Below are 14741 nucleotides of genomic sequence, written 5' to 3'. Positions count from 1 at the left end.
ACTATTGCCACAATTTAGTGAACTTAACTAAAGGCGGAGCCGTTATTTTTTGAGATAAGGAACAAGTGCGATCGCCAATTTTTGGTAGCCCGCCCCGTTTGGATGTAAGCCATCGCCAAAAAGCGACTCGTCAATATGGCCGGTATTATTAAGTAGTAACTTTCCAGGGTTAATAAAGCGGACCTGTGTTTGAGAAGCTAATTCAGAAATTGCTTTGTTAAGAAGTTTAACCCGTTTTTCCATGGCTCTTCTGGGCAGCAAGCCCGACAAAAGAATTTTAGCCGCCGGTTGGCGTACCTTTACTGCCTGTACCAGCAATTTCAACCCTTCTATTATTTCCTGGTCATTATTAACAGATAGGTTATTGGTGCCTATCATGATCATCACCTTGTTTGCCTTAAAACCGTCAATCTCTTCATGATATATACGCCATAATACATTCTCAACCTGGTCCCAGCCAAAACCAAAGTTTTTTACACCTAATGGCTCCAGGTATTTATCCCATGAATCGCCTCCCCTTGCTAACGGAGCCTTTGGTAAGCCGCCCCAGTAATTCAAAATAGAATTGCCAAGGAATACAATTTTTGGCGAATCAGTTTTAATAAGCGTTAGTATTTCGCTATGCCTGTTTCGCCAGTCATAATAGCCATCTCTGCTTTGTACAACAGGTTGAGTAGTTGAATATTTGCCCGTTGGTTCGTTGATGATTGTGCGTATAGCTTTCTCATAGGCACCGGCATATTTTTCCATTCCGATATCATTGGGGTGCAAACCATCAACTGTTGAATTGATATCAAGATCAATTTCCTTATTGGTTAATAGATAAACATTTTTTAGTCCTGCGGTAGTTAGCTTTGAATAAATGCTATCAAGAACTTTATTGACACGATTATAATCAGCATTCCTCGCTGTATCTAACAGGTCATCAACATTACCCCCACTATGTTCTACCAACAGGATAGGAATTTGTGGATGCTTTTCATTTAAAATTTGTACTGACGCTAATAAGCGCTTTTCAATTTCCTTGTCAGAAAAGCTTATTAAATTGGGCATGCAATCAAGTACATATATTTTTGCGTCAACCTCCGCCATCAGGTCAATGACCGATTTTTCAAGTAGCCCTGTACCCGAAAAACCAAGGTTCACCAGCGGGCGGTCAAGTGCGCGTTGTAAAATAGAGGTCCATGCCAAACCAGGCCTCGACGCACATGCACCCTGTGCAATAGATGTTCCATATACAAGTACGGGTTTTTCTTTAGACGGAGGCATGAAATTAAATGCATTGCCCGCAGGAACACCTATTTCAAGCCAGGATACTGAATTATATAATGGCAAAAAAAGCCTGTATTCATAGCTTCTTCCCGGAAAAGCAGCGCTAACTTTTATATTAGAAAAACGATAAGTAATAGTGTCTTTAAATGAAAAACTACCGGGGGCCATACACCATTTTCCATTAGGATCCAACGCGTAAAGATCCAGGCCACTTACGCCTGTGGCCGGCATGTGCGACATTGCGAGATCACCTTTAACTTTATAGCGAATAACCAGATTAGCCGCATCTGTTTTAAACTTGATATATAAGCCCGCACTGCTGTGCGATGTGTTCCACACATTAGGATTTAGCTCCTTTTGGGCGCGTGCCGGAAACCTATCATAAGTGGCCGCAGTTTCCGTTGGCCATGCCTGCCCCTCTATAACAGGGAAACCTGCTTTGGCCGGGTCAAGCCATTTATATGTTATAGTAGTTTGAGAAAAGGATAAAGTACAAAAAAAGCAAAAGAATAATAAAATGAATATTGATATCCGTTTCATTGGTAATTTATTAAAAGGCTATTTTCAGATAAAACCCGGAACCGGCCAGCATATTCGCCGTTAACAAAGTATTAGCAAAAATCTGGCGAAGCTATATGTTTGCGCGCACATCTGTTTAAATACAGCCACTACTTTCATAATGTAAGTTGGCTAAAAAAGAATGAAGACATTAATGAGCTGGCATCGCGTCCAGCACCATCACTTCAAACGGCTCAAGCGTAACTGCATAAGTAGCTCCTTTAAATAAAGGATTTTTAGTTTCCCGGCTGCAAAGTTTAGCATTATAAAAAAGATAAGCAGGTTTACTATTTAAAGGCAATTCAAAAACTTTACGCGTATCAACAAGGAAGGTTTTTGCTTTATTTGACGGATTTCTTAAAGTAAGAATTGCCTTTTTTGGCGACCATGAAGCGAATCCATAAATATCTCCTTTTGATGGGTCGCCACCTACCCAATGTGTATCGGGCATAATATCTTCATTTCTCCGTGCCCATTTTATGGCCGCCGCCAGGCAATTCCAGTTAGCGGTGTTTAATTTATGGGGATTAATATACAATTCCTGCAAACTTGTTCCGGATCCAAAAAACGACCAGATCTCATCAGAAATATCTTTATCATTCATGTCAAATTTGGCAGGTGCACCATTGTCTGCAATACAAATCCCATGATACATTAGCGAGCTTAGCGGATAAAGCGAGGCGCGTTGAACAACATTTTTATATACTTCGCCATCGCGATAATTAAGCCATTGTTGCCTGTTATCTCCTTGCCCCTCTGTATTTGTATCCCAGCCATTTCTCCATATCACATCGCCATATTTGAGCCAGAAAGGTGAGGGCCAGGTGCCTATGGTCAGGCTGAAATAAAGATCTGGTTTTACCCCACGCAAAGTTGACACGAGGTTTAACAGCGATTCCATATCCGTTTGGTATTCGGGAGTTGCACCTGTTGATTTATCCCCCGCCCCAACGCCATCAAATTTAAACATCGAGATACCATATTTGGTTACAAAGCTTGCCGCGGCATCTTTAAACCTGTTTGAATAAACAGTACCTGATAGGGAAAATCCGTGTGAGTTTGTTTCAAACGGAGGATTTTGCTTTCGCCCATATTGTAGCCTTTGCTCCTTGGCCTGCTCATATCCCCCCCAGGGCGACATCCACACACCCAATGAAGCACCATATTTATCAGCCAGTGTTTTGATGTTATCGAAGCCTGCAGGAAAATTGGTTTTGCTTATTTGCCATAACGTTTGATTATCATCCCAGCCATCATCAAACAAAAACGCATTTAAGGAAATATGACGTTTCGCGGTAAGACTGTCACCGAATGCCTGAATACGGTCCAGGCAGCCTGCTTCAGTCAGTTTACGGTCGGCCCATGATAAATCATACCATGAATTATAGTGCAGCATTTGCCGGTATGGCACAGCCCTTTCCCGTTCCAGGTAATAAAGGAATGCCCTGCGTAACTGCCCCTGTAAAGCCACTCCCCAAACTGTAGAGGCCGTCAGCTCCTGTGTTGGCTCCTGCCGATCAATATAGCCGCTCACCCACCCATCATTAGTGTCATATTTACTAATTGGGCTTTCGCATGCTGCAAAGAAATCCTTTGATACTATTGGCGATCCATCAACAATTCCTGACGGCCGTAATCCCGATCCTACAGGGAGTTTTATAAGTTTTAATTTACGGATCCGTAAAGAATCCGTAACACTGTTAAAGGTAAGAACCTGTCTGATATAATTGGAGTTATCTTTTAAAATGGCCTCCCACCTTAAACGGATGCCATATTTTACATTCGAAAAACCGGCTAAAATTTCTTTCCCATTTTCCTTTTCTGAAAGTTTCACAGCCCCACTATTGCCTTTTATGTTAACAATTTTTAATGAGGAGCTCATTTCAAAGTCAGCAGAGTTAATTACGGTACCATCCTTTAACTCAAGCTCGAAAATGGGAGCACCTTTTAAAGAGATCTTCTTATGCTGTGCAACAAATTCGTTTATGGCAATTGTTTTTTTGCCGGCAAGCCATCTCATACACAAGTAATTGTTTTTTAAAATCACAGTTCCCTTGTTTGCAAAAGCAACGGCTTTACCCGGTTTTACATCTGCAAGAAAAACATTTTGAGCCTTGGAAACACTTGCCAGGCTGAGGCAAATTAAAAACAACAGTTTTTTTAGCATGGTTATAAATTATAAGAAAACAGTGAGTAGACATCAGTGTGTGCGCACACAAATATAAAATATAGTCTACTGTTAAAAAGCCGGTCAAAAGCCATTTGCCTGTTAAGGACGAAGATTTATGTGTTTATGCTTTGATATTGGGCTAAACAATCGTTTGCGCCATTTTTCAATGACGGGGTGGTATTAGGTTGCTTTCAAGCAGAAAAAAGTATCCATTACTTGTAAATTATTAAAGATACCGAAATCGGATCATAAATATCAATCAGTACAGGCATTTACGTTTCACGGAGAGAAGCTCCCGGCTATAATACATCCTATTTACTATTTATTTACAATGTTTACATTTTAATTTACAATCCTGATTACTTAAGCCGAAAAACATCAAAGTAGATTTGCTGCATCAAATTTGTAGGATATGAAAAATAAAAAAATGAAAAGATTATTTGTATTTGTTCCGGCTATCCTCCTGGCATTATTTCTACTTAATTCTTTTGTGCTAAAAGAAAAGGGATCAGGGGAGAAAATAACAGAAGGGACAAAATCAGGGCTTTTGAACATCGTTTTCAGATCTACTGATGGCGGAGAAACATGGCAGAACATTAGCGAAGGACTGCCTGAAAATTTGCAGAGAGAAGGTGTATGGAGTTATGGTTTATTTGCAAACGACCTTGGGCTCTATTTACGCGCTGGCAACGGGGTTTACCACAGTGCCCCCAATTCCACAACTCCTTTTTGGACGAAAGAGATTTTCCCTGGTCAACAACGTAACATTGCCCCAGGTAAGAATGGAATACTCGCATATAATTTCAGGGGTCAATTTTTAAAGAAAATAAATGGAACGAGTGATTGGTCGCCCGTGTACACTAATTTCCAGGAGCAAGCCGTACGCATAGACCAAACGATAGATTGGATGTATAAGAATTATAAAGAGAGGGAGGTGCGCAGCGTTTTTGAAACTGCCGGAGGAACAGTTTTCATTGGTTCCAACAACATGCTTTTTAGATCCGTTAACAGTGGAAAAACCTGGAAACAAGTGCATGTTGGAGACGGTAGAATGAAATTGGTAGAGTCAAATGGCATATTGCTGTCCACCAGCTATAAGGGGATATTAAGATCGACCGATGATGGTCAAAACTGGGATAATGTGCTTAACGAAGGTGGTGTTGGCATCGCTGTGGAACGTATTAATGGCGGATTTGCTGCTATAGTAAACAACACAATAACTCAAACAAACAGCATACACATTTCACTGGATGGTGGAAAAAACTGGAGTGCTATCGGCGAAAAGCTTCAGCCTTCCTGGAGTAGTTCATTAATGAAAAAAATAGGCTTACTTCAATCTTCATCGGATATTTTATCTATTAAACAAATGGGTAAATATTTAATATGTAGTCGTTCAGATAGTATATTCCGATCATCAGACATGGGCAAAACATGGAAACAATTGGTACTTCCTTCTGTAGAAAACAAGGGGTTCAATTTATCTGTATCAGGCAACGTAATTTATGCCATGCCAAATAAAGGGTGTTGAAAAATTCCAAAGCTCTATAATACCTGCACTTAAAAAAGGGGCAGCCAGTGCTACCGGTTTTATATTCAGTAAACGTTTGGAAATTCTTCCCGCCGCTTTATTCAAAATTACCGTTTTAAACAATTGAAATTTTACATTTCATTATGGATCGGATTTTATAAAAGCAGAACAGTTGTTTTATTTACCTTCATAACGTGCCGGATAAAATAAATAAACTTTCGGGGGGCAGCATTAATCTCCCATTTAATTTTGCTCCCCGCTATTTCCGGGGCGGGTGATGTTTCCGTTTCCATCAATGAATAACGGAGCTGCGGCAACCGCTCCTGTGGCTACAAATTGCCATTTGGTAGCACCATTATGCGGATCAAATGCCCATAAGCTTTGCCCTTTATCCGGCTGGAACAAGATATTGCCCGCCATAAACGGATCAACATTGGTAGTAATCGGCAATTTGAAGGTTGTTTTTTGCTGACCGCTTTGAGCATCCAGGATGAAAATGGCATCCCGGTTGATGTTGGTTGTCCAGATAGACCCATTTTGCACAAGTGGCGCACGTTGATAGGTGTTTGGCGCATACCATTTTCGAGTACCGGTGATGGCGTCAAGGGCATAGATCCCGAAGTCGCCAAAGTTTTGACCATATCCGCAAAAATAAACTATGCCATTATCAACAGTCGGAGCGGAAGAAACAGGAGTTCCAAGCACGCCGGGCAAGAAATAGGTCCACAAAGGTTCGACAGGATCGGCAGTGTACACCTGAAGCAGGCTTTCATTGCCTTGTGTGTAAACCCTTCCGTTTGCCACCGCCGGATTAGGCAGCCCAAGGTTAGAAACGCTTTTTGCCGGTAGTCGTTCGCCTGTTAACGCATTGTAGACCACAAGTGTATAGTACAACGTACCGGCTGCAACATAAGCTATATTGCCATTCACCGTTATACTTATTGGGCTACCGGTACCCGCGGTCCATATTTGTTTGCCGGTTCGGGCATCCAGCGCATAAAGCTCAGCTCCGCCAACATAAATCATATCGTTGGCTATACAAGGTGGTTCGGCCACTCCGCCACCCAAAAATGTTTTCCATACCAGCTTTCCTCTGGCTGTGTCAATAGCATAAACGTAGGCATCACTACTTCCGGCTATCAGCGTATTTTTATAAACAGTAGGTGTAGCGGCAATAGCACCACCGGTTTGAAACTTCCATTTAACGCGGGCACTAACGGCATCAAGCGCATAGATATAGCCATTATTGTCGCCAAAATATATTGTGCCTGCTGCGCCGGTAAAAACTTTGTAAGTAACGCTGCTAAGATCTTCGGCAGTAAGTGTATAATTCACCGTTCCACTAAAGTCCTGGGCCTGCTTACTCACAGGGCTCATAACATGACTATTATAAGCAATGTCAGGCACGAGCTTACTCAGGTCGGTACCAGGCGGAACCATCGCGACAATAGAATCATTTTTGATCGTAGCAGTTACGTCTTTACTTAATATACCAGGGTTATCCACCGCTTTGAATACAAAGGAAGTAATGCTTTTTGTCGATGAGAAAAAACGGACTGATACCACATAGGTCTTAGTACTACCATCCTGTGCAGTGATGGTATAGCGAACCGGTTTGGTAAAATCTTCACTTGAGGTTGTGGAAGGGCTGATGCTTTTTCCTACAAACGATATGGTTGGAGTGATATCAGATAGCGAAACGCCGGGGGAAATGTTGATGCTCACGGTATCATCGCCGATATGGATATCTTCTAATACAGATGGGTTCCCGGATATTGGTAAACGAAACTGGATAAGATATTTATCAGTGGATAGTTCAGGTTTTTGTTTTTTGCAGGAAACAATCAGTAACAATGCTAAAATCAAAATACCGGCGCGGCAGAACATGTTTTGATAAGACATCTTATTAACGATAGGGCTCGGGGGACAAATCATTTTGAAAGAGGGATTTACAATGAACTAAATGTAACAAAATATTTAAAGCAGATCATACTTAAGCGAGATCAAAATCAGGGAATAAATTGCACATAACCAACTCAAAACCAAACGATAGACGAGATCTGCGTTAGGGCGGGCTTTACATTTTGTTAGAGGCCGAAATTGAAAGGTAAAAACTCGTGTAAAAATCTCAAACACCTTTTTTTAGGAATCTAAAGGCAATGGATTGTAAAGCAGTTTTCTATTGCATAAAAAAAGAGGCTATACACTGATCAGCCTCTTTTCGTTTTCAAATACTTAAGCGATAGATAGTTTCTGTTTAATTAACTTTATTACCAAAAGGGGGGGTTAACAGGGTTAACAGAATTCAGGGTTAACATTTATATATACCACTAACAATCAAATAGTTAAATGATTTTTATGCCAAAAAAGTGTTAACCCCCCTTTTTGTATAATATATCGGCTAAATTTCAATTTATAGCTAACCCAACATCAGGGGCTGTCAATTTGATTTATGATACAGCCTCTTTAGTGGGTTCAACCGGGATCCAACAATATTACAACTTACCCGCTAAGCAGAAAAGATATTCCGCCTGATGCATCAAACTGCTTTTATCATTCCTCGGATCATTCCAATTTGCTCCGAATCTTTAGGGAATCATTTAAAGATTAATGAAGGCTGCTTATAAATACCAAAAGTATGAATTGCCAAACAAGCCTTACCCGAGGTAACTTTCAATCTTACTTTTGATGCTGTTACCGGCTTAAATTTGACAAGCCATTTATAGCCAATGGACTGCTTGCCGGTTGCCTCTGGAATAGGCACCCAATCTTTTCCGTTAGATGAATAATCTACAGACCAGCCTGTTGTACGGTGACCCAATTCGATAACTTCCTGTAACATCAGTACGTCGAATGTTTTCTTTTTACCAAGGTTAAAAGTTATAGTATCCGTAACTGCATTATCACTCGTTGCATAATAAGTGTTTTCATTAGTATCAACCATATTGGCCGGTTTATAGTTACCGCCGCGCGGATGAAGCGATTTAATAACAGCGCCGGCTGCCAGATTATTTTTAAATGTACTTTTAATTAAACGGTGTAAGCTATCGGCCCTTACCGAATCAATGGCAGGGATCAGCCCTCGTTTATCGGGTGGAAAGTTTAATAGCAGTACACTGTTATGACCAACAGAATTGAAATAAAGCTCCCACAAATCGGCAAGGCTTTTAACATGCGCATTTTCTTCTTCATGATAAAACCAGCTTGGGCGGATCGATACGTCTACCTCGGCCGGTACATAGGCGGAGCCATCCACTTCGCCATGGTTTAATTCCGTGATATGTGCTGCTTCCTCCCGAATGGAAACCGGGTTGATAGTCGACCAGCATGGATCTCCTGCTAATCCCGATTCGTTACCCATCCAGCGGCAGTCAGCATAGCGGTATGAGTTTTTGGTTCCGAAAACAACACAATTGGGTTGCAATTTGCGCACGGTATCGGCCCAACGGTCGTAAAAGGTCGATTTAATTTGATCGGCACCTGCCCCATCCCACCATATTTCCCAAATCGGGCCATAGTTTCGTAGCAATTCCGATAATTGGTTTGCATAATAGTCGCTATAATCAGGCGTTCCGTATCTTGAATCGTGCCGGTCATGCGGGCCTAAATAGATCGCTGCTTTTATCCCTGAGGATTTACAGGCCTCCGTAAATTCTCTAACAACATCGCCCTTACCATCTTTCCAGGGGCTATTTTTTATCGAATAATTGGTATGCGCTGTAGGCCAGTTGCAAAAACCATCGGCATGCTTGGCAACAAAAATAGCTGTTGAAATTCCGGCTCCCTTAAGTACACTTGTCCACTGGTTGCAGTTTAATGCAGTAGGATTAAACAATTGAGGACTGGCAGTGCCGTCGCCTTCATTAACATTGGTAAACGTATTCATCCCGAAATGAAAAAAAGCTATTATTTCACGATGGTACCATTCAATTTGCCTGGCATTAGGTACAGGGCCAACCGGAACCGGCGCTGTTTGTGCATTAGCTACAGCAGGCATTAAACAGCAGGTTATCGCGACTAATCCGATCTGCTTTCTTATTTGGATGATTACTTGTTTTAAATTCATATGGGTTGATAGTTAGGAAATTGAAATAAATGTATTTGTTATCATTTTACTGAAGTTCTGGCATAGTCATCAGCATCTCCATCAATTGGCGTATAGGGCCTTATATTAAAAGAAATGCCTGCCGGTGTTGCTGGAATATAGTATTCAGGTAGCGCTATTGGACCACAGCTGGCATTGCCTATGCCCAATTGCTTATAATCCAGACTTAATACGGTTTCCCTGCGTGCTTTTAATCGAAACAGATGATCTGCCTTTTGCAGGTCCTGATCGGTATAATGAAGTGCTGTAAAATTCAGTTTTCCATTAGCAACTATCATTACACCTGCATTTTCTTCATCGGTAACCTTTAGCCAGTGTACATCTTCACGGTTACCCATTCCCTGGGGCCGTTCATAGGGTTCCAGCATTTCAGTTACTGTTTTTTGATATTGCCCAAAATCAGCCGACTCTTTGCGGTCTGAATAATTTTCATGTGGGCCACGTCCATACCATTCCACATGTTCCAAACCCGGATTTAAGAACAATCTCAATCCCAGCCGGGGTATATCCAGGTCATTTTTTCCCGGATTAAACTTTGCATCTACATTGATAAACCCGTTACCAAAAACAGTATAGATTATGGTTGTGGTCACCTTAAACCCTGAGCGCGTTATGGCATCTGTAACCGTAGTTATTTGTACATGTTTATTATCAATTTTATCAGTTGTAAAACTCTTAAGGTGATATTGTAAGCTGTCATAACCCGCCTTCATCCATTCAATATAAGGCCCCCTCTCCTTCGTGCGGTCATTGTCCATCCGCGCACGGTAAAGGTTAAACATGGGGCCGTTTTGAGCATCACTAATAATGGTTTTATCTGTATAAACCATTGACGATACAGTACCCGTATGCTTATCAAATGCCAGCGTAAATGTCTTGCCTTTAATGTTTAAATTCTGATCGCTCTCCGTGATAGCTAAGTCGGGAAGCGTAGTTACATCGATTACCGGGCCTTCTGTTTGTTCAAAAGACATAGGCATCTGCTGCCATGCTACCACATGCCCTCGTTTGGCCCATAAATTATCCTCATGAAGCTTAAAAGATATCGTTAGCCAATACTGTGCACCTGCAAACAACGCTGGCTTTTGGTAAGGGATATCAACAATTGCAGTTTGCCCGGCCGGAAGGTTCAAAGCGGGCAGCGTACCTGATTGAACCACTTTGCCATCTGCGGCTAAAGTCCAGGTAAGATCGAACCTGTTTAAATTGATAAAAGCGTATTTATTTGTAATGCTCACCCTACCCTGCAACAGGTCCCGGGCCTTTATACTAATATATTGATAGATTTTTTTTACTTCTTCAATTTCTGGCTTTATCTGCCTGTCGGATGTAACAAGGCCTTTGACACTGAACGTGCTGTCATTGGGCTTATCACCAAAATCACCGCCATAGGCAAAAAAGGTTTTTCCGGTTGTATCCCCGGGGATTGCTTTGTTCACGCCCTGGTCAACCCATTCCCAGATACAGCCACCTATTAACCGTTTGTGCGATTCGATGGTTTCCCAGTACTCTTTAAGATCACCTACAGCGTTACCCATGGCATGGGCATATTCGCACATAAAAAATGGTTTAGGAGAGCTTTTTTCCCCTTCTTTAGTTAAATCACCGATGGAAGGATACATACTTGATTCAATATCAGCCACATCGTTCTGGCCTTCGTAATGAATAGGCCGCGATTGGTCAAGCGCCAGTATGGCTGCCCGGCCGGCCACAAAATTCTCTCCTCCCCATGATTCATTGCCCATTGACCAAACGATTACCGAGGGATGATTTTTATCCCGTTCTACCAGTCGCGTTTCCCGGTCAACATAGGCTGGTTTCCAATTGGGATTTTTGGTAAGCTCATCTCCCATACCATGCGTTTCGAGATTGGCTTCGTCAATAACATATAAACCATATTCATCACAGAGTTTGTACCAGGCCGGATCATCCGGATAGTGACAGGTGCGTACCGTATTGATATTATATTGCTTCATCAATTCAATATCACGGATCATGGTAGCCACTGGTATTGTTTTACCATATTTGGGATGTACCTCGTGGCGGTTTACGCCTTTCAGCAGTACAGGTTTACCGTTTACAAACAGGCGGCTGTCCTTTATTTCCACTTTGCGAAAACCAAATTCGGATGCCGTTACCTCCTGTATTTCTCCCTTTTTATTTTTAAGCGTAAATACTGCTTTATACAAATTTGGTTCCTCTGCCGACCAAAGCGCAGGCTTATTTACCAGCCCCTGCAATTGGTAGCTTTTTTCGGCGCCGCCGTTAATTGCTGCAATATCCTGCTTAATAAAGGTTTGGTTATTTAATAATGTACCGTTGGGCTGATAGATAGCAATTTCCAGGTTACCTGCTTCCGTCTTTGTTCCATAGTTATGTAAAGCCGCTTTTACTGAAAATTTTGCCGAAGTAAAATCTGCTGATAGGTTCGACTGCATAAAATAATCGCGCAGGTGCAGTTTCGGCGCAGCATATACGAACACGCTCCTGAAGATCCCGCTGAAACGGAACATATCCTGATCTTCGAGATAGCTGCCATCGCTGTATTTATATACTTCAACAGCTATCAAATTTTTACCTGGCTTTACGTATTTGGTAATATCAAATTCGGCAGGGCTCATGCTATTTTCACTGTAACCCACTTTTTTCCCGTTTACCCAAATGTAAAAAGCGCTTTGTACACCATTAAAATGGACAAAGATTTCCCTTCCGCCCCAATTGACAGGAATATCAAAATTGTGCCGGTATGATCCTACAGGATTAGGCTCTTTGCTTACCGTCCAATCAGCCGGCGCAGGGTTCATCACTTTTGGCGGGTTTGTTTTAAACGGATAAGTAATATTTGTATAAATAGGAGTTCCATAGCCCTGCATTTCCATATTACCGGGTACCGTAATGGTTTTCCAGGCAGCATCGTCAAAACCCTGCTGATAAAAATTTACAGGTCTTTCAGATGGTTGCTTTACCCAATTAAATTTCCACTGTCCATCCATACTAAAATAATATGGCGATACTTCTGTAACATCTTTTAAAGCCTGCCGGGTACTGGCATAAGGAATATACGTTACATGTGTAGCCTCTGTATTAATACCAAAAACCTGTTCATTCTCCCAATCAGGCAATTGGCCATAGGTTTTACTTAAGCCTGTTAAAATGAAACAAAATGTGAGTATTTTTTTAAAATCCATCAGAATAAATAATGTTAATAATTGAAGTAGCCCCATTTGCGTTGCTTAAATCTGGCATCTACAGCACAACACATTTAGGTTTTTGAAACCCAATATTTGATATTGCCGACCTTGAAGTTGGTTCCGCACAAGCATAAATTCGTTACAAGTTCCTGGTTAATAGCTTCAATTAACTTGTTTAATAACCACAACTTTACCCAAAAACGGGCAAAGCCGTGGTTAAACCGGTTTCACGTTGTTAGTAATCAGCTCACTGGCATTACCACCCCGGATTTTGCTTCAGATTAGGGTTTAGGGTTAATTCCTGTATTGGTAATGGGTTCAGGTATAATTTATCATTCCATGTGCGGGTAACACTTGGGTAAACTTTGATGTAATAATTTCCATCAACAACAATATTGCTAACCTGGTCTGCCGGGTATTGGGCCCTTAGGGCTGGCGTAAGTTTCATACCTAAGGCCGTTTCAGGATTATTGATCATTGTACCTGCATGCCAGCGATGGAGATCATCAAAACGGAAGCCTTCCGATCCCAGTTCAACCCTTCTTTCACGCCTGATCTCGTCTATCAGCACAGGCAGGGCTGGAAAATCAGATTTAGGGTCTTTAACCAGGCTGGTAATGATCATGTGCGGCATCCCTACCCTGCCACGCAATTTGTTGATCGTATTATCCAATACGGTTTGTGTACAAAGGCCTAATTCAGCCTTGGCTTCAGCTTCTATCAGCAGGGTTTCGGCATATCTGAAAATAAACACATCAAACGTAGATTGACCTGCATTCCAGGCGGCCAGGCTTGATGAACGGCCTTTTATAGGCTGATAGCCGGTTGAAGTAACTGAGGTGCCTATCCGCGGCAGCGTAATAAGATCTCCGTTTAAGAAATCAAAGCCCCTGGTAGCAATCTGTTGTTTATACCGCGGATCCCGGTTAGCGGCTTCATTATCAGGCGTATCATCACCTTTATAAAGCGAACTAAGCGAGGTTGGTTTACCGTCGGTACATAAAAATGAGCGGGCAAAATCCTTGGTGTATCCATCACCTGCTTCGCCCAGTTGCCTGTCGAAATTATTGGTCAATACTGTTGTTATGTAACGCATGGGCATAATTGCTTCGGGGTTACCCTGCAGCTCATCCTGTATAAACAGATTATAATAATCGGTTTGAGGGTTACCTGTACTGTAAATATTAAATTTCTCCGAATTCATGAGCTGTTCCGCAGCATCGGTAGCTTGTTGCAGATAAACTGTTTCGTCGCCTACGCCAAAATATTTACGATAAGTTCCTTCCCACAAACATACTCTTGCTTTTAAGGCCAACGCCATATACTTATTTAAACGGCCATCAGGCGCTTCTTCAGGGAGGTGGGCAACTGCAAAATTAAGGTCTTTTAAAACGGAATCCATTACCTGTTTGTGAGGCATACGTGTTCCGTACAAAACACTTTTGGAAGTATCAACAATATATTTATTAATATAAGGCACATCGCCAAATGTTTTTACTTTGCCCCAAAAATCATTTGCCCTGAAAAACAGTGTTTCACCTACGTAAATATTCTTAACATCATCGCCAATGGCTGCTTTTGAATAATTAGCCAGGAAAAAATTACAGGTACGGATAAAGCTAAAATCCCAGCCCCCGCCGGTGGTAGGTACCGTTGACGTGCCGGCAAGAAATGTATTGATAGATGCGTTTGCCTTATCATCAGAATTGTCATCGGCATTCACAAAATTTTGAACAGGCAATGTAGCATAATACTGATTGCAATAAATCTGCAAATCGGTTTCATTTTTAAAAAAGTTTTCCGGACTGATGTCGCTTAACGGATAACGGTTAAGGAAGCTATCCTTTTTGCATGATGCCAATGCAATCATCGCAAAAAATACCATGAATATAATATGCTTATTTTTCATCTCATTTA

At 41.6% G+C, this 14741-nt stretch carries 7 protein-coding genes; 1 reads left to right on the top strand and 6 read right to left on the bottom strand.

The annotated features are described in order from the left end of the window. Positions 1 to 42 precede the first annotated feature (42 nt). Positions 43 to 1812, bottom strand: coding sequence for an SGNH/GDSL hydrolase family protein (locus ACEN9X_RS19235; protein WP_413666662.1), 1770 nt, complete (start codon positions 1810 to 1812; stop codon positions 43 to 45). Between the two features lie 169 nt (positions 1813 to 1981). Next, positions 1982 to 3997, bottom strand: coding sequence for a hypothetical protein (locus tag ACEN9X_RS19230; protein ID WP_413666661.1), 2016 nt, complete (start codon positions 3995 to 3997; stop codon positions 1982 to 1984). A 415-nt stretch (positions 3998 to 4412) separates the two neighbouring features. Between ACEN9X_RS19230 and ACEN9X_RS19225 the strand changes: the two genes are divergently transcribed. After that, a complete protein-coding gene (locus ACEN9X_RS19225) occupies positions 4413 to 5528 on the top strand; it encodes a WD40/YVTN/BNR-like repeat-containing protein (protein WP_413666660.1) in 1116 nt (371 codons plus the stop codon). Positions 5529 to 5771: 243 nt separating this feature from the next. Here the strand turns inward: ACEN9X_RS19225 and ACEN9X_RS19220 are convergent, their stop codons facing one another. The 4 genes from ACEN9X_RS19220 to ACEN9X_RS19205 all read right to left on the bottom strand — a co-directional run bounded on the left by ACEN9X_RS19220 (position 5772) and on the right by ACEN9X_RS19205 (position 14733). Continuing rightward, positions 5772 to 7430, bottom strand: coding sequence for a PQQ-binding-like beta-propeller repeat protein (locus tag ACEN9X_RS19220; protein ID WP_413666659.1), 1659 nt, complete (start codon positions 7428 to 7430; stop codon positions 5772 to 5774). A gap of 694 nt (positions 7431 to 8124) precedes the next feature. Continuing rightward, entirely contained in the window at positions 8125 to 9594 is a 1470-nt protein-coding gene (locus tag ACEN9X_RS19215; protein ID WP_413666658.1) for an alpha-L-fucosidase, read from the bottom strand. A gap of 41 nt (positions 9595 to 9635) precedes the next feature. Then, positions 9636 to 12821 carry a glycoside hydrolase family 2 TIM barrel-domain containing protein gene (locus tag ACEN9X_RS19210; protein ID WP_413666657.1) on the bottom strand — a complete coding sequence of 1062 codons (3186 nt, stop codon included), beginning with the start codon at positions 12819 to 12821 and terminating at the stop codon, positions 9636 to 9638. 259 nt (positions 12822 to 13080) lie between these two features. Next, the gene (locus tag ACEN9X_RS19205) at positions 13081 to 14733 is read right to left on the bottom strand and encodes a RagB/SusD family nutrient uptake outer membrane protein (protein ID WP_413666656.1); all 1653 of its coding nucleotides are present in this window, start codon (positions 14731 to 14733) and stop codon (positions 13081 to 13083) included. Between the last annotated feature and the right edge of the window lie 8 nt (positions 14734 to 14741).

The sequence above is a fragment of the Mucilaginibacter sp. Mucisp86 genome, assembly GCF_047324315.1.
Taxonomy (GTDB): Bacteria; Bacteroidota; Bacteroidia; order Sphingobacteriales; family Sphingobacteriaceae; genus Mucilaginibacter.
Note: the sequence above shows the minus strand (reverse complement) of the source record. Positions and strands in the feature narration are given on the sequence as shown.